We start from the raw sequence: 26,910 nt of genomic DNA, 5'->3' as shown, positions 1-26,910 counted from the left end.
ATGAGCGACCAGCCGTATCAGGGACAGCCCTATCAGGGCGGCCCCTACGAGGGCTACGACCCGTACCAGCAGCAGTGGCCGGGGTACGAGCACCAGCAGCAGGGCTACGACCCCCAGCTCACCCAGCACTGGCAGGGGCAGACCTGGGAGACGCAGACGCACGCGTCGGTGCAGATGCCGGCGCAGGGGCCGGAGGCGGGGTATCCGCCGCAGCAGGCGTACGAGGGGCAGGCGCAGTACCAGCAACAGCACGCGCAGCCGTACGCGGCCGCTCCGCAGCCGGTGCCGCAGCCACAGCCGGCACAGGCGCCGCAACCGGCACCGGCACCGGCACCGGAAGCCGCACCGGAGGCCGAGCCCGCCTACGGCCCCGCCACCCTCGCCGGCAACACCCGGATCACCAACGCCCAGCGGGCCCGCCTGGAGGGCCGTTCGCCGATCATCGAGCCCGGCATGCAGCCGGCGCTGCTGACCGCGGCGCTGGGCCTGCTGCTGGCCGCTGCGGCGCCGATCGCCTCGTACGCGCTCGTCGTGCCGCTCGTGGCGCTCCAGGCGGTGACGGCGGCGGGCTGGTTCCGGCTGAACGGCATGTGGCCGGCCCGGCAGGGCATCGCGCTGGCGTTCCTGGGCGGGCTGGCGGCCGACGCGGCGGTCCTGGTCGCCGGCCGCGACCACGCCCCCGCGGCCATCCTCGGCCCGCTCGGCGTCTGGGTCCTGCTGTCCCTGGTGCTGCAGCTGCGCTCGCACGCCTCGCCGGACGAACGGATGTACGGCCTGATGGCGACGGTCGTCTCGGCGGCGCTGTCGGTCCTCGCCACGGGATACCTGGGCGCCGACCCGCACGCGGTGTCCGTGGGTGCCGCTGCGGTGGCGGTGGCCGTGCTGGCCCGGGCCCTGCCGCTGCCGACGCCGGCGTCCGTCGTGGTGTCCCTGCTGGCCGCCGCCGGCGCGGGGATCGCGGTCGGGGGTGTGACCGGGCTGGGCGCGAAGGGCGCGCTGCTGGGTCTGGCCGCCGCCGTGTGCGCGCTGGTCGGCCATCGTGTGGCCAGCTACGACTATCCGTCGAGGTTCGTGCACTTCACGGCCGGGGTGGCGCTGCCGTTGTCGGCCGCGGCGCCTGTGGTGTGGGTGCTGGGCCGGGCACTGGGCTAGAAGACCGCGACCGTGCGCGCGCCTCACCCGTCCGGGGGTGTGAGGGGCAGGTGGGAACGCGGCGGCGATGGCGCTCGTGCGGCCGTCAACCGGGAGCGGCGGGGCCGGAAGACGACGGAAGGGACGCGACCGGGCGGGTCCGGTCGCGTCCCGTGTCCTGGTGTGCGGGCGCGCGCTGCGCCCGCGTTGTCCGACAATGGCCAAGCCTGGAGCCCCGGCCCGATTCCGGCGGGCCGGGGCTCCATGTTCATGCGGCGACCTCTGGATTACCTCCCGCCGTCGCCACCGTCGCCGCCGCCCCAGCCGCCGTCGCCGCCGCCCCAGCCGCCGTCGCCGCCGCCGAAGCCGCCGCCCCAGCCGCCGCCCCAGCCGCCGCCCCAGCGGTCGCAGACCACGCGGAAGCTGGCGACCACGCCGTGCTTGACGTGGACACCCTCAGGGCTGCGCGAGTGCACGCCGTTGCTGGAGCTGAAGGGTCCGACGGTGGCGATGGGAGCGCCGTTGTCGCACACGGCTCCGCGGAAGACCTCGACGGTCTTGTGGCTTTCGTTGCGGATGTTCAGGCTCTTGGCACCCAGGCCGCTGACCACGGTGATGCAGTCACCGGGCTGGGCGGAGTAGGACCGCTCGTTGACGAGGATCCTGCCGGGGAACCCGAAGCCGCCACGACCACCACCGTGGCCGCCCTCGTTGCCCTTGCCGTTGTTGTTGCCGTTGTTGTTGCCGTTGTTGTTGCCGTTGCCGTTGTTGTTGGCCGTCCCGCCACCGAGGGGGGCGGCGGGGGCGGCCGCGACAGCGGCCGGCGCTGCCTGGGCCGCCTCGGGCGCGGAAGCGGCTGTGGCGTAGGTGACGCCGGTCGCGGCCAGGGCCGCGGCTGCCGCGACTGCGGCGGTGACAACCGTGGTGCGAGTGATCTGCATGGTGCATCTCCAGTCTGTGAGACGCCGACTCATCGGCCGGTCGAAATGGAACGTATAAACCGGCCGCATCCCTGTCATGTCGGGAATGCCGGGAGACTGGGTTTCGCAGAACCAAACGGGGGATTTGTGGCACGTGGTCGCCGGATCCCGCCCTCTCGGGAAACATCAAGTCCCCAACCCTTCAGGGGAGTTGACGGACCGCTAGACCTTTTGGGTGAAGATATGACAATCGGCCACACTGGCGGCAAGCGTGTCGCTACCGGCGCGATGAGGTGAGCCGAGTTAATGGCGGGCCGCCTCGGCGTGACCGCCTGTCAGATCCCGTCGGCCCGTCAGGCGCACGCCGCACATGCCGAAGGGCCGTACCCCCACTGGCGTCCAACCCAGGGGGTACGGCCCTCCGCCGTCACTGAGCCCACTCAGACCGCGATGGCAACCTCCGCCAGGCCACCCTTCTGGGCAACCACCGTGCGGTCGGCGGAGCCGCCCGGCACCAGCGCACGCACGGTCCACGTGCCCTCGGCCGCGTAGAAGCGGAACTGACCGGTCGCGGAGGTGGGCACCTCCGCCGTGAACTCGCCGGTCGAGTCCAGGAGACGGACGTAGCCCGTCACCGGCTCGCCGTCGCGGGTCACCTGACCCTGGATGGTGGTCTCACCGGGCTTGATCGTCGAGGCGTCGGGGCCGCCGGCCTTCGCTCCGCACATGCTGTCTCTCCAGAGGGGTTCGGGATTACTTGTTGGCGCCGAGCTCGATCGGCACGCCGACGAGGGAGCCGTACTCGGTCCAGGAGCCGTCGTAGTTCTTGACGTTCTCGACGCCGAGCAGCTCGTGCAGCACGAACCAGGTCAGGGCCGAGCGCTCACCGATGCGGCAGTAGGCGATCGTGTCCTTGGCGAGGTCCACGCTCTCCTCGGCGTAGAGCTCCTTGAGCTCCTCGTCCGACTTGAAGGTGCCGTCGTCGTTGGCGTTCTTCGACCACGGGATGTTCCGGGCGCTCGGGACGTGGCCCGGGCGCTGCGACTGCTCCTGCGGCAGGTGCGCCGGGGCGAGCAGCTTGCCGGAGAACTCGTCGGGCGAGCGGACGTCGACGAGGTTCTGCGAGCCGATCGCGGCGACGACGTCGTCACGGAAGGCGCGGATGGAGGTGTCCTGGGCCTTGGCCTTGTAGTCGGTGGCCGGGCGCTCGGGGACCTCGTCGCCGGCGACCAGCTCGCGGGCGTCCAGCTCCCACTTCTTGCGGCCGCCGTCGAGGAGCTTGACGTTCTCGTGGCCGTACAGCTTGAAGTACCAGTAGGCGTAGGACGCGAACCAGTTGTTGTTGCCGCCGTAGAGGATCACCAGGGTGTCGTTGGCGATGCCCTTCTTCGACAGGAGCTTCTCGAAGCCCTCCTGGTCGATGAAGTCGCGGCGGACCGGGTCCTGGAGGTCCTTGGTCCAGTCGATGCGGATCGCGTTCTTGATGTGGTTCTTCTCGTAGGCGGACGTGTCCTCGTCCACCTCGACGATGGCGATGGCCGGGTCGTCCAGGTGCTCCTGCAGCCAGTCGGCGTCGACCAGGACGTCGGTGCGGCTCATGCTCTTTCTCCTCCGGGGCAGTTGCGGCGGGGCGTGCGAGTAGAGAGGGGTGTGCGCGAACGGCGCACGGGTGCCCTTCCAGCAGGGCGGCGGTGAGATGCGGAAGTCGGGGACTTTCGCTCAGAAGGGGCGACAGAGCATGGCGGCAACGCGGCACAGGTCCACTGCCCGCCGCTTCGTGAGATCCGCCTGTCGCTTCATGGGCTCGATCGTAGGGACGTCCGGGCGGGCGTGTCACCGGTGTGTCACATGGCGAGACACGATCGTCCGTATGGCGGGACAAGAAGAGCGCCCGATGGTCGTCGTACGACCTCCCGGACGCTCGCGTCGGCCTTCGCATCTACGGTACGGACGACCCCGTCTCGCCAGTCGGACGAGCGGTGTCCGCGGGCCCGTGTCCTGGCCGTGGACGACGGAGGACTACCCCGCCAGCCTGACGCCGGAACCCTTCACCGTGATCTCCACGCCGTTCTTCGCGGCCTGCACCTTGTCCAGCTTGATGCCACCGGGCAGCCGGTCGACGGCCTGCTGGAAGTCGGTGATCTCGCGGATGCGGTTCTCGGCGATCGCGGCGGCACCGAGCCTGGGCAGCGAGTCGGCGTGGACCTGCACCTTGTCGTTCACGACGGTCACCGAGCTGAGCACCGGCACGGTCTGCTTGATCCCGAGGGACGAGACGGTGCCCTCCACCATGACCTTGATCTTGCCGTTGCCGCCGTCGGAGAGGCCCACGATCCGGGCCGTGACCCCGGGGGCGACCTCGGTCGGCTGGGACTCGGCCGTCTTCAGCAGCTCGGCGTAGGAGATCGTCGCGGTGCCGGTGGCGGTGTCCGCGGTGGCGGAGCTGTAGTCGCCGGAGAACGCGACGCCCTTCATGTCGGCCCGCAGATCGTCGATCCGGATCGTCTTCCCGGCGGTCCCGGTCGCGGCCTCGTAGTCCTTGATCCCGACCTGGACGTCGTCGAGCGACCCGCCCGCGACCTGGGTGAGGAACGGGAACCCCTTGATGTTCACGTCCGGCGTCGAGGCCAGGTTCTCCGTCGCCTTCAGCTTGTCGGCGGCCTCACCCTCGGCGAAGTGCACCGCGATCCGGTCCGCGATCACGAAGAGCCCACCCAGGATCACGACGAGGATCAGGATTATTCGCAGGGCGCGCATGTGGTGTTTCCCCCGGAGCGAGAGCGGTCTACGGCTACGCCACGGTAACTCCGCCGGGCCCGCCGCCGGGCGAATTGTGGATCAGTTGTGACAGGGGGCGGGGCCGGCCGCCACCGCCGCTTCGTCCGTGTGCGGCGCTCAGTGCTTACGCTTGAGCTATGTACGCGCGTCGGCGTCACATCTACTTCGCCATGATGGGGACCTGCATCGGGCTCTTCGTCCTGGCCTGGGGAGTAGTGCGTATCTGGTCCGTGCCGGCGGCCGTCGGCATGTGCGTGGTGGCCATGATCATCCCGCCGGTCGCGGCGATGGTCGCCAACCGGCGGGGACCCGAGGACCGCTGGTGGGACGATCCGTCCGGCGACCCCCAGTCGGACGAGTGGTGGGACGAGCTGGACGGCAAGAAACGCCCGCGCCGGTAGCGCGGCTCAGTAGACGAGGGCCTGGGCGCCGTCCGCCAGCGCCTCCTGTACGAAGACCTGCGCGCCGGCGATCCGTACGCCCTCGATGACGTCCTTCTCGGTGATCTCGCGCCGGGCCGCGCACTGTGTGCACAGCGTGACGCGCCCGGCGGCCAGGACCGACTCGATCAGATCCGGGAGCGGGGCCGCGTGCGGCAGCTCGAACTCGGCGGCCCGCCCCGGCAGCGCGAACCAGGACGACTCCCCGGTCAGCCACAGCGACACCTCGACCCCGCTGGCCACGGCCACCGCCGCCACGGTGAACGCCTGCGAGCAGCGCTCGGGCGCGTCGGCCCCGGCCGTCACCTTGATCACGAGCTTCTTGGTCATGTCCGGAAGCGTAGCCGTTGCGGCCGGCGTGAGAGCGGGCGCCGAATCGTGACCAAACTCCGCCACAACTCCCTGCGCCTTCCATGAGTCTCCTGTGCGGCGCGGTGACGGAATCCGTGCTTCCTGTTCCGTAGGGAGACGTCTTGGAATCACCTCAGGGACCGCGCCGCGGCCGGACCGCCGCGCTGGTCGCCGGGGCGGCCGGGCTGGGTGTCGTCGCGGGTGTCTGCACCGGTTACGTCGTGCAGGCCGACCGCGCGCCCACGAAGCTGCCCTCCCTGTCGCAGCCCGTCGTCCGCCGGGCCGAGGGCACCGTCGAGCCTCTGCCGGCGGCGTACGACCGCCGGGTGAAGACCGACGGTGACCTGCGCAAGCTGCTGCTGAAGCGGCCCAGGGGCGCGCGGGCGACCGACTTCGGCAGTGGCGACGGCTGGATGGACCTGGCCGACTACGCGAGCACGTTCGACAAGCCGGACGTGGCCCTCGCGGACGAGCTGAAGAGCGAGTTCCGGCGCGTCGCCCGGACCGGCTGGCGGATCGGCGGCACGTACGACGTCCAGATACAGCTGGCCCAGTACCACCAGGTGTCCGCGCCGGCCGCCGCCGAGCACGTGAAGAACCAGCGGTACTGGGCCGGGCGCGAGCCGGACACCGGCAGCTCGCCGATACCCGGGACCGGCGACGGCATGGTGTACGTGCACCGCTCGCCGAAGACCGAGAGCGGTTACCTGCCGGAGTACTCGGCCGAGGCGGTGGCCTCGCGCGGTGACATCTTCATGGACATCTGGATCACCGACACCAGGCCGGTCCCCAAGGACAGGATCATGGAACTGGCGAAGCGACAGGTGGCCCAGCTGTGAACGAGCCGTTGAACGACTCGCTCCACGAGTCGCCCGGGGAAAACCCCGCTCCCCTGGAAGCCACCGGGCCCCTGGCGGCGGCCGCACCGGCCCCCGCCCGGCGACGGCGGGTGGGCCGGATCGTCGGAGCCGGGCTGCTGACGCTCGCCGTCGTCGGCGGGGTCGGTTTCACCGCCGTGCGGGTCGCCGGCGCCGACCGGGATCCCGGCAGGCCCGTCTGGAAGTTCCCCAAGGCCTCCAAGGGGGACCAGGGCGGCCAGGACGATCCGCAGGGCAAGGACGCCTCGGGGCTGCGCGCCCTGCTGATGCCGTACGAGGGCTTGTCCCATGGCTACGGCCAGGGGCCGGACATCGGCGAGTTCGGCCCCGACGTCGCGCTCAGTGGGCGCGAGGCCACCGCCCTGCGCAAGCAGGAGATCCACGACCTGCCGACGGCGACCCGGCGGGCACTGGACAAGGTGATCGACAAGGAGCACATCCAGGGCCTGGCGATGCGCAGCTACGCCCCGTTCGACAACTACGAGGGTGTCGACAAGCCGTTCACGCTCACCTTCGAGCTGGTCCGGATGGCGAACCGGGACTCCGTACGCGACCTCTCGGCCACCCGGAACGAGGTCTTCAAGGCCCTCCGGATCTTCCCCAGGGGCCCGGTGATCCAGGGCCACCGGGACGCGGGCTGCTTCCGGACGCCCAAGACGGACGACGAGAAGATCGACCGCATGGTCTGCTCCGCCTCCGTGGGCGACGTGCTCGTCACCGTCAACGCCGCCGGGACCCGCCCGCTCGACACCGAAGCCATCGCCGTCCTCATCGGCAGACAGCTCGACCGCATCAAGGACAAGGACCCGGGGATGGCCGTATGAGCGAGCAGCAGGTTCCCGTCGCGTCCGTCACGCCCGTGCCGGAGCCCGCGCCCAAGGACCGCCGGGTCCTGCGGGCCGTTCTGCGCTGGACCGCGGCGGCCGTGGTCTTCGCGGTGGCCGGCACGTCGACGGCGTACGGCATCACCCGCATGGAACGCACCTCGCTCCCCGGCCTCGGCACGCGCCCGGACGGCCGCTGGGACTACCCGCAGATCGTCCGGCCGCCGCTGCCCGCAGGTGGCCCGGCCCCGTTCGCCGACCGCAACAAGGCCTCCGTCCACTACGCCGACCTGCGCAAACTGGTGCTGCCCGCGCCGAAGGGCGCCAAGGCCGACCCGGCGCTCGCCGGTGACCACGGATGGGTGAAGCCGGAGGTGTACCTCGCGGAGTACGCGAGCAAGGCCGACCGGGACGCCCTCCGGGGCGAGCTCACCGACCACGGCCTGCGGCACATCGCCGCGCGCGGCTGGACCATGCCGGACGGCACCCGGACCCGGATCTACCTGCTCCAGTTCGAGACCGGTCTGATCGCCGGCGAGGTCCTGCAGGACGAGTTCACCGGCTACAGGGATCCGACGGTCGCCCTGCGCGGGGCCGCCTCCAACGCGATGGACGAGGGGTACCCCACGGCCGGCAGCAGCGACGGGACCACCACGGTGGAGGAGTTCGCCGAACAGAAGCCGTACGGCGCCGAACAGGTGCGGCAGGCCTACGTCTGCTCCGGCGACGTCATCGCACTCGTGGTGCACTCCCGTGCGGGCGGCGCGAAGGACGTCCCGTTCCAGCAGACGGTGGTCCTGCAGCAGCAGCTGCTCGGCTGAGACCGCCGGGGGTGACGCCGTAAGGGCCCACCTCGCAAGGAGAGCGGGCGCCCGGCCGCGTAAGCTGGGCCCCGGCTCTGTCGTATGCCCGCCCTCGCTCAAGGAGCACCCGTGGAAGCATTCTTCGAAACCCTGCTGGTCCTGGTCTGCGTCGGCGTGCTCGCCTTCGCCGGTCTGACCGTGAAGAAGCTGTACCAGGGCCAGCGCTGACCCCCACCTAGGAAACGCCCCTCATGATCGAGATCCCGTCCGACCTGCACAAGGACCTCGTCCCGCTCGCCTTCCTGCTCGGCAACTGGGCCGGTGCGGGCGTGCACGACTTCCCCGGTTCGCAGAAGTGCAACTTCGGCCAGGAGGTCAGCTTCACCCACGACGGCCGGGACTTCCTGGAGTACCACTCGCACACCTGGGTGCTGGACCAGGACGGCAACAAGGTCCGCCCCCTGGAGTCGGAGTCCGGCTTCTGGCGGATCGACGCCGACCGCAAGGTCGAGGTGACGATGACCCGCGACGACGGCGTCATCGAGATCTGGTACGGCGAGATGGCCGACAAGAAGCCGCAGATCGATCTCGTCACGGACGCCGTCGCGCGCACGGCGGCCTCGCAGCCCTACAGCGGGGGCAAGCGGCTCTACGGGTACGTCAAGAGCGACCTGATGTGGGTCGGCGAGAAGCAGACCCCGGACGTCGAGCTGCGCCCCTACATGTCGGCGCACCTGAAGAAGGTCGTCACCCCCGAGGACGTCGAGCGCTGGGCCAAGGCCCTGCCGGACGACCTGCCGGACGACGGCATCGCCTTCTTCAAGTAGATCTGTTCGAGTGGTCCTAGACTTTCCGGTGTGGTGAGCACCGACTGGAAGAGCGACCTCAGGCAGCGCGGCTACCGGCTGACGCCGCAGCGGCAGCTTGTCCTCGAAGCCGTGGACACCCTTGAGCACGCGACCCCCGACGACATCCTCGTGGAAGTGAGGAAGACCGCGTCGGGGGTCAACATTTCCACGGTCTACCGCACGCTGGAACTGCTGGAGGAGCTGGGCCTGGTCAGCCACGCCCACCTCGGGCACGGTGCCCCGACGTACCACCTCGCCGACCGCCACCACCATCTGCACCTGGTGTGCCGCGACTGCGAGAACGTGATCGAGGCGGACGTGGACGTGGCCGCCGAGTTCACGGCGAGGCTGCGCGCGCAGTTCGGCTTCGACACCGACATGAAGCACTTCGCGATCTTCGGCCGGTGCAAGGACTGTTCGCTGAAGAGCTCAACTACCACGTCGTAGGCTGGCCGGTATGAAGAGCCCTCTGCTGTCCCTGCCCGGCGCCGTCCCCGCCGAGGGCGTGGACGAAGGTGTCGCCGCCCACTACGGCGACCTGTTCCGCGAGCAGCGTGCCCTCGCCGACGGGACCGGATTCGTCGACCTGTCCCATCGCGGTGTCGTCACCGTCACCGGCGAGGACCGGCTGAGCTGGCTGCATCTGCTGCTCACCCAGCACGTCAGCGAGCTGCCGGTCGGTGAGGCCACCGAGGCGCTGATCCTGTCCGCGCACGGGCACATCGAGCACGCGCTGTACCTGGTGGACGACGGCAGCACCGTCTGGGCGCACGTGGAGCCCGGTACGCAGGACGCGCTGATCGCGTACCTGGAGTCGATGAAGTTCTTCTACCGGGTGGAGGTCGCCGACCGGACGGGCGACTTCGCGGTCGTCCACCTGCCCGCCGGCTCCATCGCCGAGGTCCCGGAAGGGGTCGTCGTGCGCGAGACGGCGTACGGCCGCGATCTCTTCCTCCCGCGCGCCGACCTGGAGGAGTTCGCCGCCGCGCACGGGCCCGCCGTGGGCCTGCTCGCCCACGAGGCGCTGCGCGTCGAGCACCACCGGCCCCGGCTGGGCTTCGAGACCGACCACCGGACGATCCCGCACGAGCTGGGCTGGATCGGTACGGCCGTGCACCTGCAGAAGGGCTGCTACCGGGGGCAGGAGACGGTCGCCCGGGTCCAGAACCTGGGCAAGCCGCCGCGTCGGCTGGTCTTCCTGCACCTGGACGGCAGCGAGGTCCATCTGCCGGTGCCGGGCACGGAGATCCGGATCGCGGACGAGGGCCCGGAGGGCCGCAGGATCGGTTTCGTGACGACGTCCGTACGCCACCACGAGCTGGGCCCGGTCGCGCTCGCGCTGGTCAAGCGGAACGTGCCGGTGGACGCGAGGCTGGTGGCCGGGGAGACGGCCGCAGCCCAGGAGGTCGTGGTCGAGCCGTAGCGGCCGTCGGCCGGCCGTCAGTAGCCGCCCAGCAGGTTCCGTACCCGGCGCAGGGCCTCCGGTCCCGCGGAGCTGTGCCAGCGTGAGGGGTCCGCGGGGCGCCGGCCCCACAGCAGCAGGACGCGCGTGGCCGCGTCGCTCTCGATGGTGGCCGGGCCCTCAGGGGCGGCGAACCGGATGCCGGTGCCGTCGGCGTCGGCGCTCACCACGATGTCGTCCCGGCCCGGGGTGCGCAGGCGGCCCTCGACACGCCCGTCGGGTCCCGGGTCCAGACCGGCGCTGCCCCGGGCCAGCAACGGCCGGCCGACCGACACCACGCTGTGCTCGGTCATCCACGGCTCGTCGAGCGCCCGCACCGCGGTCCGGTCGTCGCCGGTCAGGTCCCAGCGGTGCAGGATCAGCTCCTCACGCAGGTGCTCGGCGAAGAAGGGGACCGTCACCGTGCGGCCGGTCCACATCACCTCCGTGTCCTCCGGCAGGTCCTGCGCGGCGGCCGCGGTGACCTCGGTGAGCCGTTCGCAGCGGTTCATGAACGTCGCCCAGAGCTCGGCGTCGGACATCCGCCGGAAGGGAGCCTCGCGGTCGAAGCCCCGGGTCTCCACGGGCGTGCCCGCCAGGAACGCCTGGAGCACCCGGGCCAGTTCCTCGGCGTTGCCGGTCTGGTGGATCAGGACGTCCCGTACCGTCCACGCTTCGCACCACGTGCCGTCGTCGGGCCTCCGTGCCCGCACGGCGTCGACGAAGGGGGCCAGCTCCGGCAGGACGTCATCGACCTTGGACGGGATGGATGGAATCACGTGCCATGGGTATCCCGGCCGGGCCGTCGGCCAAACCCGCCGGCACGGCTGCGGGCCTAGATCTCCAGCAGCACCGTGAAGGGCCCGTCGTTCGTCAGGGACACGCGCATCCTGGCGCCGAAGCGGCCCGTGGCCACCGTCGCCCCCAGCGCCCGCAGCCGGGACACCACCTCGTCCACCAGCGGCTCGGCCACCTCCCCCGGTGCCGCCGCGTTCCAGGTCGGCCGGCGCCCTTTGCGCGCGTCGCCGTACAGCGTGAACTGGCTGATGACCAGCAGCGGGGCGTCGACGTCGCTGCACGACCGCTCGTCCTGCAGCATCCGGATCGTCCAGAGCTTGCGGGCCAGCTGTGCCGCCTTCTCCTTGGTGTCCTCATGGGTCACCCCGACCAGGACGCACAGTCCCTCGCCCTCGATCGCGCCGACCGTCTCGCCGTCCACGACGACGCTCGCGCCGTCCACCCTCTGCACCACCGCACGCATGCGGACCATCATGCCGGGTGCCCGGTACACGGTGACAGGGGGTCCAATATCGATCCCTTACCCCCCATCTAGGGCCGTTCGGGGGCACTCGGTCACATTGTGGCCAGTTGGGGTGGCACGATGCTTCCACACGCCGGTCGAGGGGACGGTCAGAAGCACATGAGCACACCGAGTACCAGCGGGCGGCTGGAGACGCAGGGTACGTACCGGCCGCCCGCGCAGCGCGCCGACGCTCCATCGGGCCCGGCGCTGCCCGCGGAGCCGCCCGAGCTCGATCTGACCCGGCTGAGCCTGCCCGAGCTGCGCACCCTGCGCCGCGACGCCCAGCGCGACGAGGCGGACCTCAGCTATGTGCGGCGGCTGCTGCAGGGCCGTATCGACATCCTGCGGGCGGAGTTGTGCCGGCGCGGCCGGGCCTCCGTACCGGCGCCGGCGGACGGGTCCATGGTCGACCGGCTCCCGGAGATCCTCAAGGACGCCCCGGCCCGGCACCGTTCCTCGGCCCGCCACGTCACGCTCGGCACCCCGCACAACGAGGAGTACCGGCAGTTGGCCGCCGAGATGCTGGCCGAGGTGGAACTGTCGGATCTCCAGGCGCGCACGGACCTCGAACTGACCGCCGCGATGGGGCGTCTGGTCCGGTACGAGCAGGAGGTCTCCCGGCGCCGCCAGCTCCTGCAGAGCACGACCGACGCGTGCAGCGCGGAGATCGCCCGGCGCTACCGGGTGGGCGAGGCGCAGGTGGACGACCTCCTGATCTGAGGGGGAAACCGAGGGACAGACGGGCGGCCGTCCACTTACGGTGGGCGCATGAACGACGTCCGGATCGTCACCGAGGCCGATTTCGAGGACTGGCACCGCGCGCTGGCCACGGGTTTTCTGCAGCCGCCGGTGCTGACACCCGAGGAACTCGAGGCCCGTCGTACGCAGTTCGTGCCCGGGCGGCTGCTCGGCGCGTTCGACGGTGGCCGGTGCGTGGCGACGTTCCGCTCGTTCGCGCAGGAACTGACCGCGGTCGGGGGAGGGCTCGTCCCCGCGGACGCGATCTCCAACGTCACCGTCAGCCCCACCCACCGCCGTCGCGGCCTGCTGACCCGCATGATGAAGCAGGACCTGGCGGCGGCGAAGGAACGCGGTGACGTCGTCGCCACGCTGGTCGCCGCCGAGTACCCGATCTACGGCCGCTACGGCTTCGGCCCGGCCACCTGGTCGACGCGGTGGACCGTCGAGGTGCCCCGGGCGGGCCTCGATCCGCGCTGGTCGGGCCCGGACGACGGCGGCCGGATCGACCTGGTGGACGGCGAGGACGTCCGCAAACTGGGCCCCGAGCTGTTCGAGCGGTTCCGCCGCACCCAGCCCGGCGCGGTCAGCCGAAGCGAGCTGTGGTGGCAGATGCACACCGGGGCCGTCCGGTACCACGCCGACTGGACCGAGCCGTTCTACGCCGTCCACCGCGCGGCCGACGGCGAGGTCCAGGGGCTGGTGACGTACAAGTCCGACGAGACCTGGAACGGCAAGCAGCCGGACCAGACGGCCAGCGTGCTCAGGCTGATCGCGACCACCACGGCGGCCGAGCGCGCCCTGTGGCACTACCTGTGCTCGATCGACTGGATCACGAAGGTCGAGAGCGGCTTCCGCGGCCCCGACGACCTGCTGCCGTTCCATCTCCCCGACCCGCGCGCGGCCCGGATCACCGGGCACGCGGACTGGCTGTGGGTGCGGATCCTGGACGTCGTCCGGGCCCTGGAGGCGCGGACGTACGAGGGGGCGGGGACACTGGTCCTGGACGTGGTGGACGACGCGGGAACGGCCGGCGGCCGGTTCCGGCTGGAGGCCTCGCCCGAGGGGGCGTCCTGTGTCCCGGCCGTCGGCGAGGGTGCCGATCTCACGCTGGGCGTGGGGGAGTTGGCCTCGGTCTGGCTCGGTGGCGAGTCGGTGCTGCGGCTGGCGGCGCTCGGCCGGGTGCGGGAAGAACGAGAGGGCGCCGCCCGGAAGGCCGACGCCCTGTTCCGCTCGCCCGGGCGGCCGTGGTGCCCGGACATCTTCTGACCCGCTCCCTTCTCCCGGTGACGCTGACTGTGCATCCGTAGCGAGCTGTTCAGTTGTGGCTGTGCGGTGCGGTGTTCAGTTGTGGCTGTGCGATGGCGTGTTCAGTTGTGACTGTGCGCTTCGCCGGCCGTCCCCTGTCCGGACTCCCGGCTCCCCTCCGGAAGGGAGCCCGGTCGGCCAACCACTGGGAAGCTTGACCATGTTGTGCAAGTTGGCAGCCAACTTCACTGTACTTATCTCCGCCGGGAAGCGTCTCATAACCAGCTGTCGGCGAACTGCCGCAAGTTGGCGGGAAGTTGTAGTGTTTGTCCGTGGACCCGGAGCACGCCTCCGCCAGTGGACGGACGAGGCCACAGCGGCCCCACACGTCCCATCGCGAGATCGCCGACGTACTGCGCAGCCGGATCAGGGCCGGGCTGCTGCGGGCGGGCCAGCGCATGCCCACCCAGGGTGAGCTGGCCGACGAGTTCGGCGTCGAGCGCGGTGCCGTGCGGCAGGCGTTGCGCATCCTGCAGTCGGAGCAGCTGCTCACCAACGTCTCCCGGGGTGCTCCGGCCACCGTGGCGGCGCCGCCGGGGCCGAGGCGGACCATGGTCGCACCGGCGGGCCCGCAGCCCACCATGGTGGGCCTCGCGCCGCGCATCGCCGACGCCTTCGCCGCTCCCCACGTGCGGATCGACGCGCTCTGCCTGACCTCGGTCTCGCTGACCCTGGCCGTCGGCGAGCCGCTGCGGCAGATCCATGCGGGACGGCTGAAACCGGCCAAGATCGACGTCCGGGTGCTGCTGCCCAGCCGTGACATCGACCTCGCCTTCCCGGCGGCGGTGGCCGCCGACGACGGGGGTCTGCTGCACCGGCGCTGGCTGGCCCAGCGCAACGCCCAGGGCATGGTGCTGCGGCAGAACCTGCTGGCCCTGTACGGCACGCACGGCATCGACGTGCGGGTCTCCTTCCGGGCCCTGCCGTTCACGCCGCCGGTCAAGCTGTATCTGCTGGGCGACTCGGAGGCGTTGTTCGCGTACTACACGCTGCTGCGCCGGGAGCGGGAGATCGAGCACGAGCACCTGGAGCTGTACGACGCCGACGGCACGCGCTCGATGCTGTTCGCCTTCGAGCGCCGTGCCGGGGGGCGGGACGCCGCGTTCGTGCAGCAGTCGCGGCGGTGGTTCGAGGCGTTGTGGGAGACGATCAGCTCGGACCTGCTGCTCAGTTCATAGCGCGGGGCCGGCGAGGAGCACGGCGAGCAGGACGGCGCCGGCGGAGCTGACCGCCGGGCTCTTGGCCTTGATGCCCACCGAGAGCAGGAGCATGCCGACGACGCCGGCGGCACCGTACTTCCACTGGACGAGCTGGTCGAGACCGACGACGAACAAGGCGGAGAGGAGAGCGAGAGCAGGCACGGCGATTCCCCCTTCGGACCGGTAAAGGTTCACCAACTTCCAAAACTTGGCAACCAACTCCATCTAAGTTGTCCCCACTTGGTCCCAGGGTATAAACAACTTCTCTGCAACTCCCCATAGATGGATCAGAGTTGTACCGTTTGGTCGTGACTCAGGAGCATGTGGCAGTGAACGGCAGCAGAAGGCGCACGCCCCAGGAGATCGCCGAGACCCTGCGCGAGCGCATCCACACCGGTGTGCTGCGGCCCGGCGAGCGACTGCCCACCCAGGCCGAGCTGGCCGGGGAGTTCGGGGTCGAGCGCGGTGCCGTACGCCAGGCACTGCGGGTGCTCCAGGACGACGGACTGCTCGCCGACGTCAGCAAGGGCAGCCCGCCGCGGGTGGCCGAGCCCGAGCCCGCGCGCGGGGAGCCCCAGCCGACCATGGTGGCGCTCGCCCCCCGGCTGACCGAGGCGTTCTCGGTGCCGCACGTGCGCATCGACGCGGTCTGCCTGACCGCGCAGAGCCTGATCCCGGCGCTCGGCGAGCCGCTGCGCCTGGTCCACGAGGGCCGGCTGCGCCCCGAGCGGATCGACGCCCGCATCCTGCTGCCGTCCCGCGACATCAACCTCGCCTTCCCGGTCTCCGTCGACGCCGGGAGCGAGGAGGACGACGCCGTCCACCAGCGCTGGCTGGCCATGCGCAACGCCCAGGGCCAGGTGCTCCAGTACAACCTCCAGGCGTTGCGCGGCACCCACGACATCGACGTCCACGTCACCTTCCGGGCGCTGCCGTTCACCCCGCCGGTCAAGCTGTATCTGCTCAACGGGGTGGAGGCGCTGTTCGCGCACTACATGGTCACGCGCCGCGCGGAGCCGACCGAGCGCGGGACGCTGGAGATGTACGACACCCTCGGCTCGGAGTCCCTGCTGTTCTCCTTCGAGCAGCGGGCCGGGCAGCGGGACGCGGCGTTCGTGGAGCAATCGCAGAAGTGGTTCGACGCCCTCTGGGAAACCATCACCACGGACCTGACACTCTCCTAGTGACTTCTGATGCGACGACGCAGACCGAACAGACCGCGAACGAGATCGAGAAGCTCCGGGAACTGATCGAACGCGCCCGGGTGGTCCTGTGGGACTTCGACGGACCGATCTGCCGTCTGTTCGCCCGGCACAAGGCCGAACTGGTGGCGGCCGAACTGGTGGACTGGCTGGCCGGGCGCGGGCTGCACAACCTGCTCGACGAGCCCGAACGCGACTCGCTGGACCCGCACGTGGTGCTGCGCGCCGTGGACCGCCGGCGCCCCGGCAGCGACCTCGTGGCCGAGCTGGAGGAACGTCTCACCCAGGAGGAACTGCGCGCCGCCGGCTCCGCGCTGCCCACCGCCTACGCCGACCCGCTGATACGGACCTGGACCGCGGTCGGCTCCCGCCTGGCCATCACCACCAACAACTCACCCAAGGTGGTCCGCGCCTATCTGAACGACCGCGGCCTCACCGCCTGCTTCGCCCCCCACATCTACGGCCGTACGACCGACCTGCACCTCCTCAAGCCCGATCCGCACTGCCTCAACCGGGCCCTGGCCGCGATGGGCTCCGCCCCCTCGGCGGCCCTGATGATCGGCGACTCCCCCTCCGACCTCGCCGCCGCGAACCTCGCCGGCGTGCCGTTCCTCGGCTACGCGCGTAACGAGCGCAAGGGGAAGCTCCTGCAGGAGGCCGGAGCGGGGCACGTGGTCGCTTCGCTGGAGCCGGTGCTGCGGATGCTGCGGAGCCGCTGACGCCGCGGAGCCGGTGACGGCGGGCCCGCGCTTGAAGGGCCCACCGAGGCGTGTGCTGTAGCATGCGCGCACCGCGTGAGCAACCGCTCCCGTTCGTACGTACGGGATGGCAAACGTGCCGTCCCGTAGGGGACCTGACGCCGACGAGGGCCGAACACACCCGTTGTGGCTACTCGACGACGGTTCCACTCGTGCGGACAGACGCCCGCGTTTACCGTTTGCCATACTTTCCACCAGCGCGAGTACTTCGGAGCGGCCAGTGGGCGCACCTCCTGTTCCCCACCTCTTTCGTGGGGGACGCGCCGAGCCCGGCGCAGTGCATGCGCTGTACGAGAGACTCGTGGGTCTCGCCACGCGCCAGGGCGAGATGAGCAGCGGCCACCACAACGACAACTACCGGATCCCGCTCCCGCCGCCCGTGGCACAGCTCCTGGGCCGCGACGCCGGCACCCCGGTGACCGTGCGGATCCGGCGGGCGAAGGCGTTGCCGGTGGTGATCAGGACCTGGAACGACGAGGCGGGGATCCTCCGGGCGGTCCGCAGTGCCCTGCCGCACGTGCCGGAGTGCCTCGCGGAGGGGGACGGGTTCGCCGTCCACGGCTATGTGGAGGGCGTACCGCTCTCCAGCGTCTGCGGCGACGGCAAGCCCGTCGACACGCTGCTGATCAAGGCCCTCGCCGGGATGCTCGCCCAGCTGGCCCAGGTGCGCCGGAGCGCGCTGCCACCGCTTCCGGCCGGCTGGCCCAGCAACGGCCAGGACAGCCAGGGCTTTCTGCAGACGCTGGCGCACCTGGCCGACCAGCAGATCCGGCGGCCCAACCGCAGGGAGTTCGGCGGACTGTTCGCGGCACTGGGCATCCCGGAGGACGCGCTCGTCCGGCTGGCCGAACGGGTGCCGCCGATGGCACGCCGGCCGTACAGCCTGCTCCACACCGACCTGCACCGCGACAACCTGATCATGACGTACGCCGGGGATCCCCCGCTGGTCTGCGTCGACTGGGAGCTGGCCACGTACGGCGACCCGCTGCACGACCTGGCGACCCACCTCGTGCGCATGCGGTACCCGCGGCATCAGTGGTCCGAGGTGATCGACGCCTGGGCCGAGGCGATGCGGCGGACCCGCCCGGGCGCGGTCAACGGGCTGGCCAAGGACCTGCGCCACTACATCGCCTTCGAACAGGCCCAGTCGGTGTACCCGGACGTCATGCGCGCCGCGGTCTCCCTGGACGAGGCGTTCGACCAGAAGGGGCTGGACCACGCCACGGGGAGGGTGCGCCGCGCCCTGGAAGCGGCCCAGGCCCCGCTGAACCTGCGCAGTCTGCCCGGCGAGGCGGAGATCGAGCGGGTCCTGTTCCGCTGGCGCATTTCCCGCGGGGAGGCGCGCGAGGGCCTCTTCTCCGCCTTCGTCTCCCCCTCCTGGCACCCGGACCGAAGGGTGCCCGAGCACCGGGACTTCCCCTACTCGGCCGTGCACGCGGCGCTGCACGCCGAAGGTGCCGCACCGGCCGGACGGGTGTTCAAGGGGACGGCCCATCTGAACTCCGTGGTGCGGGTCCCCGGCATCGCGTTCCCGGTCGTGGTGCGGCGGAAAGTGGCGAAGGTCTGCCGGCGTGAGCGCAGCTTCCTCAGTGAGCACGCGGTGCTGCGGGCCATCGAGGATTCGGGGGTCGCGGTGGCGGCGCCGCGGATCCTCGCCCTGGGCGAGAGCCATCCCGGGAAGTTCCGGAAGGACAGTTTCGCCATCCACACCTACGAGGGGCCGCTCGACACCGGGCGGCCGCCCGACCATCCGGTGGACGGGCTGCTGCCGCACGAGGCGGACCGGCTCGTCGACCAGCTCTGTGCGCTGAAGGACGTGGACTACACGAAGCTCGACCCAGCGGCCGGCGAGCGGGACTTCCGTTTCTACGGCTGGCTGGCGGACCAGCTCGTCGCGCTGGTCGGGAGCCTGCCCAAGGAGTCCCAGCACCTGGCCCGGATCCTCGGCCTGCCCGGGGCCGACCGGCTCCGGCAGATGCTGACCCGGCACGACGTCAGCCACCGGAAGCCGACGCTGCTGCACGGCGACCTGAATCCGTGGAACCTGGTGCGCCGCGACGACGACCTGGCGCTGACCCTCATCGACTGGGAGATGGCGGCCGTCGGGGATCCCCTGTACGACCTGGTCAGGCACATGCACCTGACGCCTACCCGGCCGGAGATCCGGGACCGCATGTTCCGCCGCTGGGAGTCCGCGATGCCCGCGGAGTACACCCGCGACTGGCAGCGGGACTGGCGGGTCTACCGGTGGATCGAGATCGTCCGCTCGGCCTACGTGGACCTCGACCGGCTGGTCACCGGCGCAGGCCTGGACGCTCCCAACGTGCGCCGCGCCGTGGACTCGTACGCCATGACCCTGGCGGCTGCCAAGGGCTCACTGGGGCTGCCCGCCCGTCCGACGGCGAACCCCTGTCTCGCTCGCGCCCTGGCGTAGGCTCCGGCCGGACGGCCCGGGTGGCGTCGCGGTGCGTAGGCTCGGCGGCATGGGAGAGATGGGCCTGCGCGAGCGCAAGAGACAGCGGATGTACCAGGACGTCTCGGACATCGCCGTGCGGCTGTTCCTGGACCGTGGTTTCGACGCGGTGTCCGTGGCCGAGGTCGCGGCGGCGGCCGGGATCTCCAAGCCGACCCTCTTCCGGTACTTCCCGGCCAAGGAGGACCTGGTCCTGCACCGGATCGCCGACCACGAGGCGGAGGCCGCGCGGGTGGTGGCCGGTGCGGCCGACCCGGTGGACGCGCTGCGGCTCCACTTCCTCGCCGGGCTGGAGCGGCGTGATCCGGTCACCGGGCTGAACGATCACCCCGACGTGCTCGCCTTCCACACCCTGCTCTACGGCACCCCGGCCCTGGTGGCGCGGGCGTACGCGCATCTGGAGCGGTCGGAGGCGGCGCTCGCCGAGTCGCTCGGGGGCGGTCTGGACGCGCGGCTGGCGGCGGGGCAGATCATCGCCGTCCAGCGGATCCTCGCCCAGGACAACTGGCGGCGGATCGCGGCGGGGGAGCCGGTCGCGGAGGTGGCGCCGGATGCCGTACGGGCGGCCGAGCGGGCGTTCCAGCGGCTGGGGGAGGGGCTGCCGGAGCTTCGGCGCGACCGATGAGACCGGGTTAAAAATGTAACCGAGTAACGCTATGGCGGTACCCTGGCGCCATGACGTCGACGGACCCCACCCTCACCGACACCCTCCACTCCGAGCGCGCCTACCACGACACCTGCCGTGCCGCCCTCGCCGCGATGGTCGAGGGCGCCGCCGAACAGGTCGTCATCGGCGAGGACGTCTCGGCCTCCGGCGCCGACGCGGAGGTCCTCGGACGCCGGCTGCGCAGCCAGGCCAAGGCCCTGCGCGAACTCCCGCCGGGCCCGCTGTTCTTCGGTCGCCTGGACTTCGCCGCGGGCGACCCCCGGCACGGCGGGCAGAACTACCACCTCGGCCGGCTCCGGATCACCGAGGACCCGGCCGCCCCGCCCCTCGTGGTCGACTGGCGGGCCCCCGTCTCCCGGGCCTTCTACCAGGCGAGTGCGAGCGACCCGCGGGGCGTCGAGGTACGGCGCCGGTTCGGCTGGGCGCCGGGCAGCCGGGGCGAGTCCGCCGACCTCACCGGTCTCGAGGACGAGCACCTCGGCCGGGGCGAGGCACGGACCAGCGGCATCCTCGCCCGCGAGATCGAGCGGCCGCGCGTCGGACCCATGCGGGACATCGCCGCCACCATCCAGCCCGAGCAGGACGACCTCGTCCGCGCCGCCCTCACCGACTCGGTGTGCGTCCAGGGCGCGCCCGGCACCGGCAAGACGGCGGTGGGCCTGCACCGGGCCGCGTACCTGCTGTACACCCACCCCGGGCGGCTCCAGCGCGCCGGGCTGCTGATCCTCGGCCCCAACCGCACGTTCCTGCACTACATCGCCGAGGTGCTGCCCTCGCTCGGCGAGAGCGGCGTGCGCCAGTCCACCCTGCTGGAGGAGATCGCCCGGCACCCGGTCACCGGCACCGACCCGGCGGACACGGCGGCGCTCAAGCACGACGCCCGCATGGCCGAGGTGCTGCGCCGGGCGCTGTACGGCAGGATCACCACCGACGGCGTGACTGACCTGGCCGTGAAGGACGGCTCCAGCTGGTGGCGCGTCCCCGCCGGTGAACTGGCCGCCGTCGTCGACGCGGTGCGCGCCGAGGAGCCGCCGTACGCCGTCGGCCGCGAGCGGGTGCGGGCCCGGGTGGTACGGCGGCTGCGCGAGCGGGCCGAACGGCGCTCCGGGGTACTGCCCGCCTCCTGGGTGCGCCGCGTCGAGCGGGCCCGGCCGCTCACCGAGCACCTCGACCTGGTCTGGCCCAAGGTCCGCCCCGAGGAGGTGCTGGCGCAACTCCTCGCCGATCCGCGCGAGTTGGCCCGGTGGGCCGACGGTCTGCTGGACCCCGGCGAACAGGCGGCGCTGCTGTGGCCGCGCCCGCCGCGCTCGTACAAGTCGGCCCGCTGGTCGGCCGCCGACCAGGTGCTCCTGGACGAACTGGCCGGCCTGGTCGAACACCCCGAGGGGTACGGGCACATCGTCGTGGACGAGGCGCAGGACCTCTCGCCCATGGAGTGCCGGGCCATCGCCCGCCGGGCCGTCTTCGGCTCGCTCACCGTCCTCGGCGACCTCGCCCAGGGCACCACCGCGTGGGCCGCCCGCGACTGGTCCGTCCAGCTGCGCCACCTCGGCCGGCCGGACGCGGCCGTGGTCCCGCTGACCACCGGCTTCCGGGTGCCGGCGGCCGTCGTGGAACTGGCCAACCGGCTGCTGACCCGCCTGGACGTGTCGGTACCCCCGGCCGACTCCCTGCGCGCGGACGGCGAGCTGACCCTGCGCCCCACCGACGACGTGCCCGGCACGACCGTGACCGCCGTACGCGAGGCCCTCACCCACGAGGGCTCCGTCGGCGTCGTGGCGGCCGACGCCGACGTGGAGGGGGTGCGGCAGGCGCTCAACGCGGCCGGACTCGGCCCCGCCGGCCCCGACACGCTCGGCGCCCGGCTGACCCTCGTGCCCGCGAGCCTGGCCAAGGGCCTGGAGTACGACCACGTCGTCGCCGTGGAACCGGCCGCCGTCGTGGAGGCGGAGGAGCGGGGCGCGCACCGGCTGTACGTCGTCCTGACCCGTGCCGTCTCCCGCCTGGACGTCGTCCACGCCCGGCCGTTGCCGCTGTGACGGCGGTAGCGTGCGGCCATGACCGACACCGAGATCTCCGCCGCTCTCCGGGAAGTCCCCACCACCACCCTCGCCGACCTGCTGGGCCGCGAGCGGGTCATGGACATCGGCATACGGCCCCTGTGGCAGCCCGTACCCCGCGTCGCCGGACCGGCGTTCACCGTCAGCTGCCCGCCCGGCGACAACCTCATGCTGCACGCGGCCGTCCACCGTGCCGCGCCCGGCTCGGTGATCGTGGTCGAGTCCGGTGACCTCGACCACGCGCTGGCCGGCGGGAACGTGTGCGCGGTCGCGCAGCGGCGAGGCGTGGCGGCGTTCGTCGCCGACGGGCTGATCCGCGACCTGGGTGAGGTCCGGGACCTGGCCTTCCCCGTCTTCGCCCGCGGGATCATCCCGATCCCCGGTGCCAAGAAGGCGGTCCGGCCGCTGAACGGGCCCGTGCGCTGCGGGGGCGTACGGGTGGGGTCCGGGGACGTGGTCGTGGCGGACGAGGAGGGAGTCGTCGTCGTACCGGCGTCCCGGGCGGCGGAGATCCTGCGGGCCGCCCTGGCCAGGCTGGCCAAGGAGGCCGAGCAGACCCTGGACGACTGGGAGAAGGCCCACCGGGCGCGGATCGACGACATCCTGGCCGAGGGGGGCTTCCAGGACTGATCCTGGACGGTGATGCTGCTCTTCCTCGACGTCGACGGCCCGCTCGTCCCCTTCGGGGCCACGGACCGCGACTACCCCCTGTACGAAGGTCCCGCGGCCGTCGCCGGCGGGCATCCGCTGCTGCGGCGGGTCGATCCGGCGCTGGGCCGGCGGCTGGCCGCGCTGGGCTGCGAGCTGGTGTGGGCCACGACCTGGACGGACGAGGCCAACGCCGTCCTCGCGCCCTGGCTGGGGCTGCCGCCGCTGCCGGTCGTGGAGTGGCCGGACGAGGACGGGCCGCCGGGGCCGCTGCACTGGAAGACCCGGCCACTGGTGGCCCGGGCGGCCGGGCGCCCCTTCGTCTGGGTGGACGACGAGATCACCGAGGCCGACCGGGCCTGGACCGCCGTCCACCACCCCGGCTCCGCCTTGCTCCACCGGGTGGACCACCGTCACGGGCTGACGGAGGCCGACTTCGGGGCGCTGGAGAACTGGCTGTCGGCGGCCCGGCGCTGAGCGCCCCGGAGGGGCCCGGGTGAAGCCACGGCTTGGACCGACGGAGAAGAACCGAGGATTGACCGGCCCACCCCGCCACCGGACGATCGACGGGACGATGCCCTTCGGGCCGACGGACGGAGGACCCGTGCCGGATGCCACCACCACCGCGGTCGCGTTCCTGCGCGACCTGGGAGCCGCCGGTCTCGCGCATCCGGGCGGCACCCTCCTCTCGCATCTCCAGCGCGTCGAGCGGCAGCTCGCCGAGTGGGGCGCGCGCCCGGCACTGCGGCTCGCGGGCCTGTGCCACGCCTGCTACGGCACCGACGGCTTCCCCGGGGCCCTGCTGCCGCCCGGCCGCCGGGCCGAACTGGCCGCGGTCATCGGCACCGAGGCCGAGGCCCTCGTGTACCTGTACGGCTCCTGCGACCGCACGGCCACCTATCCCGCGCTCGCCGAGGACGACGGGGTCTTCCAGGACCGGTTCACCGGCCGCGTCCACGTCCCCGGGGCCGGCCCGCGCCGCGACTTCGCCGAGCTGACCGCCGCCAACGAACTCGACCTGGCCCGCCTGGACCCCGCCTTCCGCAGCCGTTGGGGACCGGCCCTCCTCGGCCTCTTCACCCGCGTGCGCCCCCTGCTGAGCCCCGCCGCGTGGTCGGCGTGCGAGACGGTGCTGGCCGGATAGCTCAGCCCGCGAGGAAGTCCCGCACGCCCGCCGCGGGGGACGCCGTCCGCTCACCGGCCCCGAGCCGGGTCCGCTCGCCGTCCCAGCCCCCGTGGCCCGCGGCCGGCCGGTCCGGGAGACGGTCGCCGCGGCGCACACCGGCGGCACGGTTGGCCGGGCAGCGGGCGGTCACCGTCCCGGACTTGCTCCCGCACCCGTCCCCTCAGCCGCCGACGTACGCCGCCAGGTGCTCGCCGGTGAGGGTGGAGCGGGCCTTGACCAGGTCGGCCGGGGTGCCCTCGAAGACGACCTGGCCGCCGTCGTGGCCGGCGCCGGGGCCGAGGTCGACGATCCAGTCGGCGTGGGCCATGACCGCCTGGTGGTGTTCCACCACGATGACCGACTTGCCGGAGTCGACCAGGCGGTCGAGGAGCGCGAGGAGTTGTTCGACGTCGGCCAGGTGGAGGCCCGTCGTCGGCTCGTCGAGGATGTAGACGCCGCCCTTGTCGCCCATGTGCGTGGCCAGCTTCAGGCGCTGGCGCTCGCCGCCGGAGAGGGTGGTGAGGGGCTGGCCCAGCGTGAGGTAGCCGAGGCCGACGTCGGACATCCGCTCCAGGATCTTGTGGGCGGCCGGGACGCGTGCCTCGCCCGCGCCGAAGAAGTCCTCCGCCTCGGTCACCGACATCGCCAGCACCTCCGCGATGTCCCGCCCGCCGAGGGTGTACTCCAACACCGAGGCCTGGAAGCGTTTGCCCTCGCACTCCTCGCACGTCGTGGCGACACCGGCCATCATCGCCAGATCGGTGTAGACGACACCGGCGCCGTTGCAGGTGGGGCAGGCGCCCTCGGAGTTGGCGCTGAACAGCGCCGGCTTCACGTCGTTGGCCTTGGCGAACGCCTTGCGGATCGGCTCCAGCAGCCCGGTGTACGTCGCCGGGTTGCTGCGCCGCGAGCCGCGGATGGGGGTCTGGTCGATGGACACGACGTCCGCGCCGGGCGGGATCGAGCCGTGCACGAGCGAGCTCTTGCCGGAGCCGGCCACCCCGGTGACGACGCAGAGCACGCCCAGTGGGATGTCCACGTCGACGTTCCGCAGGTTGTGCGTCGTCGCGCCCCTGATCTCCAACGCCCCCGTCGGCTTGCGCACGGTGTCCTTGACCGCCGCCCGGTCGTCCAGGTGACGACCGGTCAGCGTGCCGCTGGCCCGCAGGCCCTCCACGGTGCCCTCGAAGCACACGGTGCCGCCCGCCGTACCCGCGCCGGGACCGAGGTCGACGACATGGTCGGCGATCGCGATCGCCTCCGGCTTGTGCTCCACGACCAGCACGGTGTTGCCCTTGTCCCGCAGGCGCAGCAGCAGCTCGTTCATCCGCTGGATGTCGTGCGGGTGCAGGCCGATGGTGGGCTCATCGAAGACGTACGTGACGTCGGTGAGCGACGAGCCGAGGTGGCGGATCATCTTCACCCGCTGGGCCTCGCCGCCGGAGAGCGTGCCCGCCGGCCGGTCGAGGGACAGGTAGCCGAGGCCGATCTCCACGAAGGAGTCGAGGGTGTGCCGCAGGGAGGCCAGGAGCGGCGCCACCGTCGGCTCGGCCAGCCCGCGTACCCACTCCGCCAGGTCGCTGATCTGCATCGCGCAGGCGTCGGCGATGCTCACGCCGTCGATCTTCGAGGAGCGGGCCGCCTCGGTGAGCCGGGTGCCCTCGCAGTCGGGGCAGACGGTGAAGGTGACCGCACGGTCGACGAACGCCCGGATGTGCGGCTGCATGCCCTCCTTGTCCTTGGCGAGCATCGACTTCTGGATCCGCGGGATCAGACCCTCGTAGGTCATGTTGATGCCCGCGATCTTCATCCGGGTCGGTTCCTTGTACAGGAAGGCCTGCAGCTCCCGCTTGGTGAATGCGCGGATCGGCTTGTCCGGGTCGTACAGGCCGGACTCGGTGTAGAGACGGTAGTTCCAGCCGCCCGTCTTGTAGCCGGGGATGGTGAGCGCGCCCCCGTTGAGGGACAGGGAGTCGTCGAAGAGCTGGGCGAGGTCGAGGTCGGTGACCGTGCCCCGGCCCTCGCAGCGCGGGCACATGCCGCCGGTGACGCTGAAGCTGCGCCGCTCCTTGACCTGCTGTCCGCCGCGCTCCACGGTGACCGCGCCGGCACCGCTGATCGAGGCGACGTTGAAGGAGTACGCCTTGGGGGAGCCGATGTGCGGCCGTCCGAGCCGGCTGAACAGGATGCGCAGCATGGCGTTGGCGTCGGTGGCGGTGCCGACGGTGGAGCGGGGGTCGGCGCCCATCCGCTGCTGGTCCACGATGATCGCGGTCGTGAGCCCGTCGAGCACGTCGACCTCGGGCCGGGCCAGCGTGGGCATGAAGCCCTGTACGAACGCGCTGTACGTCTCGTTGATCAGCCGCTGCGACTCCGCGGCGATCGTGTCGAACACCAGCGAGCTCTTGCCGGAGCCGGACACGCCGGTGAACACGGTCAGCCGGCGCTTGGGGAGCTCCACGCTGACGTCCTTGAGGTTGTTCTCCCGGGCGCCGTGCACACGGATCAGGTCGTGGCTGTCGGCTGCGTGCGGTGCGGTGGCGTCGTCCATGGCGGTCACGGTAGCCGGGGCCGTCCGCCCGGCGCTTCTCGAATCCTGACGACCGTCCCGGCGAGCCGGGTGTCGCACCGGGGAGCCCGGTGGTGTCTTCATGCCGAACCGCTGATCCCATGAGGAGGACACCGATGACACCGCGCGTTCCGAAGGCGGAGCTGCCCGCCGAGTCGCGGGAGACCCTGCTGAGGCAGCTCGGTTCCGTGCCCGAGCCCGACGAGGTGCTGTGGAACCACCCCGAACTCGCCGGGGCCAACCGGGAGTTCGCCGCGAAGGTCGGCATGTGGAACGCGGCCGACGCGGACCTCAAGACCTTCGCCCACATGGCCGTCGCGGCCCAGGCCGGCTGCAGCTGGTGCCTCGACGTCACCTACTCGTCACCCGGCAGGCGCTCAACCGGCTGCGCGACCCGCACAAGCTG

General features: G+C 71.8%; 30 protein-coding genes and 1 pseudogene. 20 read left to right on the top strand and 11 right to left on the bottom strand.

The window, feature by feature from the left end; all coding sequences use genetic code 11:
* Positions 1 to 1,152, top strand: a complete 1,152-nt coding sequence (locus AB0D93_RS08295; RefSeq protein WP_362114916.1) for a hypothetical protein — start codon at positions 1 to 3, stop codon at positions 1,150 to 1,152.
* 266 nt (positions 1,153 to 1,418) lie between these two features.
* Here the strand turns inward: AB0D93_RS08295 and AB0D93_RS08290 are convergent, their stop codons facing one another.
* From AB0D93_RS08290 to AB0D93_RS08270, 5 genes are all read right to left on the bottom strand, one after another.
* The gene (locus AB0D93_RS08290) at positions 1,419 to 2,072 is read right to left on the bottom strand and encodes a hypothetical protein (protein WP_362114913.1); all 654 of its coding nucleotides are present in this window, start codon (positions 2,070 to 2,072) and stop codon (positions 1,419 to 1,421) included.
* Between the two features lie 419 nt (positions 2,073 to 2,491).
* Complete coding sequence (locus AB0D93_RS08285; protein WP_362114910.1) at positions 2,492 to 2,779, bottom strand: DUF1416 domain-containing protein; 288 nt, start codon at positions 2,777 to 2,779, stop codon at positions 2,492 to 2,494.
* Positions 2,780 to 2,804: 25 nt separating this feature from the next.
* The gene (locus tag AB0D93_RS08280) at positions 2,805 to 3,650 is read right to left on the bottom strand and encodes a sulfurtransferase (RefSeq protein ID WP_362114908.1); all 846 of its coding nucleotides are present in this window, start codon (positions 3,648 to 3,650) and stop codon (positions 2,805 to 2,807) included.
* 120 nt (positions 3,651 to 3,770) lie between these two features.
* A complete protein-coding gene (locus AB0D93_RS08275; protein WP_350751515.1) occupies positions 3,771 to 3,851 on the bottom strand; it encodes an Ms5788A family Cys-rich leader peptide in 81 nt (26 codons plus the stop codon).
* Between the two features lie 219 nt (positions 3,852 to 4,070).
* Positions 4,071 to 4,808 (bottom strand): DUF2993 domain-containing protein, encoded by a 738-nt coding sequence (locus tag AB0D93_RS08270; protein ID WP_362114905.1) that lies wholly within the window; start codon positions 4,806 to 4,808, stop codon positions 4,071 to 4,073.
* A gap of 158 nt (positions 4,809 to 4,966) precedes the next feature.
* On the opposite strand from AB0D93_RS08270, the gene AB0D93_RS08265 reads away from it, so the two are divergent.
* Positions 4,967 to 5,230 carry a DUF3099 domain-containing protein gene (locus tag AB0D93_RS08265; RefSeq protein ID WP_362114902.1) on the top strand — a complete coding sequence of 88 codons (264 nt, stop codon included), beginning with the start codon at positions 4,967 to 4,969 and terminating at the stop codon, positions 5,228 to 5,230.
* A 6-nt stretch (positions 5,231 to 5,236) separates the two neighbouring features.
* Here the strand turns inward: AB0D93_RS08265 and AB0D93_RS08260 are convergent, their stop codons facing one another.
* On the bottom strand, positions 5,237 to 5,599 hold the full coding sequence (locus AB0D93_RS08260) for a DsrE family protein (RefSeq protein ID WP_362114899.1): 363 nt from the start codon (positions 5,597 to 5,599) through the stop codon (positions 5,237 to 5,239).
* 143 nt (positions 5,600 to 5,742) lie between these two features.
* Between AB0D93_RS08260 and AB0D93_RS08255 the strand changes: the two genes are divergently transcribed.
* The 6 genes from AB0D93_RS08255 (at position 5,743) to AB0D93_RS08230 (ending at position 10,396) form a co-directional block, all read left to right on the top strand.
* On the top strand, positions 5,743 to 6,459 hold the full coding sequence (locus tag AB0D93_RS08255; RefSeq protein ID WP_362114896.1) for a hypothetical protein: 717 nt from the start codon (positions 5,743 to 5,745) through the stop codon (positions 6,457 to 6,459).
* Positions 6,456 to 7,322: a hypothetical protein gene (locus AB0D93_RS08250; protein ID WP_362114893.1), complete on the top strand. Its 867-nt coding sequence runs from the start codon at positions 6,456 to 6,458 to the stop codon at positions 7,320 to 7,322. Before AB0D93_RS08255 ends, AB0D93_RS08250 begins: the two co-directional genes overlap by 4 nt.
* The gene (locus AB0D93_RS08245; protein WP_362114890.1) at positions 7,319 to 8,143 is read left to right on the top strand and encodes a hypothetical protein; all 825 of its coding nucleotides are present in this window, start codon (positions 7,319 to 7,321) and stop codon (positions 8,141 to 8,143) included. Before AB0D93_RS08250 ends, AB0D93_RS08245 begins: the two co-directional genes overlap by 4 nt.
* Positions 8,144 to 8,376: 233 nt before the next feature.
* A complete protein-coding gene (locus AB0D93_RS08240) occupies positions 8,377 to 8,952 on the top strand; it encodes an FABP family protein (RefSeq protein WP_362114887.1) in 576 nt (191 codons plus the stop codon).
* Positions 8,953 to 8,982: 30 nt separating this feature from the next.
* Positions 8,983 to 9,420 (top strand): Fur family transcriptional regulator, encoded by a 438-nt coding sequence (locus tag AB0D93_RS08235; RefSeq protein ID WP_362114884.1) that lies wholly within the window; start codon positions 8,983 to 8,985, stop codon positions 9,418 to 9,420.
* A 10-nt stretch (positions 9,421 to 9,430) separates the two neighbouring features.
* Complete coding sequence (locus AB0D93_RS08230) at positions 9,431 to 10,396, top strand: folate-binding protein (protein ID WP_362114881.1); 966 nt, start codon at positions 9,431 to 9,433, stop codon at positions 10,394 to 10,396.
* 17 nt (positions 10,397 to 10,413) lie between these two features.
* Here AB0D93_RS08230 and AB0D93_RS08225 read toward each other — a convergent pair whose 3' ends face one another.
* Both AB0D93_RS08225 and dtd read right to left on the bottom strand, forming a co-directional pair.
* The gene (locus AB0D93_RS08225; protein ID WP_362114878.1) at positions 10,414 to 11,193 is read right to left on the bottom strand and encodes a maleylpyruvate isomerase N-terminal domain-containing protein; all 780 of its coding nucleotides are present in this window, start codon (positions 11,191 to 11,193) and stop codon (positions 10,414 to 10,416) included.
* A gap of 56 nt (positions 11,194 to 11,249) precedes the next feature.
* Entirely contained in the window at positions 11,250 to 11,675 is a 426-nt protein-coding gene (gene dtd / locus AB0D93_RS08220) for a D-aminoacyl-tRNA deacylase (protein ID WP_362114875.1), read from the bottom strand.
* Between the two features lie 159 nt (positions 11,676 to 11,834).
* Between dtd and AB0D93_RS08215 the strand changes: the two genes are divergently transcribed.
* From AB0D93_RS08215 to AB0D93_RS08205, 3 genes are all read left to right on the top strand, one after another.
* Complete coding sequence (locus AB0D93_RS08215; RefSeq protein ID WP_362114872.1) at positions 11,835 to 12,437, top strand: aerial mycelium formation protein; 603 nt, start codon at positions 11,835 to 11,837, stop codon at positions 12,435 to 12,437.
* A gap of 48 nt (positions 12,438 to 12,485) precedes the next feature.
* Positions 12,486 to 13,724, top strand: a complete 1,239-nt coding sequence (locus AB0D93_RS08210; protein WP_362114869.1) for a GNAT family N-acetyltransferase — start codon at positions 12,486 to 12,488, stop codon at positions 13,722 to 13,724.
* A 305-nt stretch (positions 13,725 to 14,029) separates the two neighbouring features.
* The gene (locus AB0D93_RS08205; protein WP_362114866.1) at positions 14,030 to 14,941 is read left to right on the top strand and encodes a winged helix-turn-helix domain-containing protein; all 912 of its coding nucleotides are present in this window, start codon (positions 14,030 to 14,032) and stop codon (positions 14,939 to 14,941) included.
* On the opposite strand, the gene AB0D93_RS08200 is transcribed toward AB0D93_RS08205, so the two are convergent.
* A complete protein-coding gene (locus AB0D93_RS08200; protein ID WP_362114863.1) occupies positions 14,936 to 15,124 on the bottom strand; it encodes a hypothetical protein in 189 nt (62 codons plus the stop codon). The two genes, AB0D93_RS08205 and AB0D93_RS08200, sit on opposite strands and share 6 nt — an antisense overlap.
* Positions 15,125 to 15,264: 140 nt before the next feature.
* Between AB0D93_RS08200 and AB0D93_RS08195 the strand changes: the two genes are divergently transcribed.
* From AB0D93_RS08195 to AB0D93_RS08160, 8 genes are all read left to right on the top strand, one after another.
* Positions 15,265 to 16,146, top strand: coding sequence for a GntR family transcriptional regulator (locus AB0D93_RS08195; protein WP_362114860.1), 882 nt, complete (start codon positions 15,265 to 15,267; stop codon positions 16,144 to 16,146).
* Positions 16,146 to 16,883: an HAD-IA family hydrolase gene (locus AB0D93_RS08190; protein ID WP_362114857.1), complete on the top strand. Its 738-nt coding sequence runs from the start codon at positions 16,146 to 16,148 to the stop codon at positions 16,881 to 16,883. The genes AB0D93_RS08195 and AB0D93_RS08190 overlap by 1 nt, the downstream gene beginning before the upstream one ends.
* A 367-nt stretch (positions 16,884 to 17,250) precedes the next feature.
* On the top strand, positions 17,251 to 19,356 hold the full coding sequence (locus AB0D93_RS08185; RefSeq protein WP_362115123.1) for an aminoglycoside phosphotransferase family protein: 2,106 nt from the start codon (positions 17,251 to 17,253) through the stop codon (positions 19,354 to 19,356).
* Between the two features lie 49 nt (positions 19,357 to 19,405).
* Positions 19,406 to 20,020: a TetR family transcriptional regulator gene (locus AB0D93_RS08180; RefSeq protein ID WP_362114854.1), complete on the top strand. Its 615-nt coding sequence runs from the start codon at positions 19,406 to 19,408 to the stop codon at positions 20,018 to 20,020.
* 50 nt (positions 20,021 to 20,070) lie between these two features.
* Positions 20,071 to 22,101 carry an AAA family ATPase gene (locus tag AB0D93_RS08175; protein WP_362114851.1) on the top strand — a complete coding sequence of 677 codons (2,031 nt, stop codon included), beginning with the start codon at positions 20,071 to 20,073 and terminating at the stop codon, positions 22,099 to 22,101.
* Positions 22,102 to 22,119: 18 nt separating this feature from the next.
* Positions 22,120 to 22,752 carry an RraA family protein gene (locus tag AB0D93_RS08170; protein WP_362114848.1) on the top strand — a complete coding sequence of 211 codons (633 nt, stop codon included), beginning with the start codon at positions 22,120 to 22,122 and terminating at the stop codon, positions 22,750 to 22,752.
* Positions 22,753 to 22,764: 12 nt separating this feature from the next.
* Positions 22,765 to 23,247, top strand: a complete 483-nt coding sequence (locus AB0D93_RS08165; protein ID WP_362114845.1) for an HAD domain-containing protein — start codon at positions 22,765 to 22,767, stop codon at positions 23,245 to 23,247.
* 127 nt (positions 23,248 to 23,374) lie between these two features.
* Entirely contained in the window at positions 23,375 to 23,914 is a 540-nt protein-coding gene (locus AB0D93_RS08160) for a DUF6817 domain-containing protein (RefSeq protein WP_362114842.1), read from the top strand.
* A 1-nt stretch (position 23,915) separates the two neighbouring features.
* Here AB0D93_RS08160 and AB0D93_RS08155 read toward each other — a convergent pair whose 3' ends face one another.
* On the bottom strand, positions 23,916 to 24,086 hold the full coding sequence (locus tag AB0D93_RS08155; protein WP_362114839.1) for a hypothetical protein: 171 nt from the start codon (positions 24,084 to 24,086) through the stop codon (positions 23,916 to 23,918).
* Between the two features lie 30 nt (positions 24,087 to 24,116).
* Positions 24,117 to 26,486, bottom strand: a complete 2,370-nt coding sequence (locus tag AB0D93_RS08150; RefSeq protein ID WP_362114836.1) for an excinuclease ABC subunit UvrA — start codon at positions 26,484 to 26,486, stop codon at positions 24,117 to 24,119.
* A 134-nt stretch (positions 26,487 to 26,620) separates the two neighbouring features.
* Between AB0D93_RS08150 and AB0D93_RS08145 the strand changes: the two are divergent.
* Positions 26,621 to 26,863: pseudogene (locus AB0D93_RS08145) on the top strand (carboxymuconolactone decarboxylase family protein); the annotation flags it as partial.
* Positions 26,864 to 26,910 lie beyond the last annotated feature (47 nt).

The organism is Streptomyces sp. NPDC048191 (assembly GCF_040652655.1).
Lineage (GTDB): Bacteria > Actinomycetota > Actinomycetes > Streptomycetales > Streptomycetaceae > Streptomyces.
This window is presented reverse-complemented; position numbering and strand designations above follow the sequence as displayed.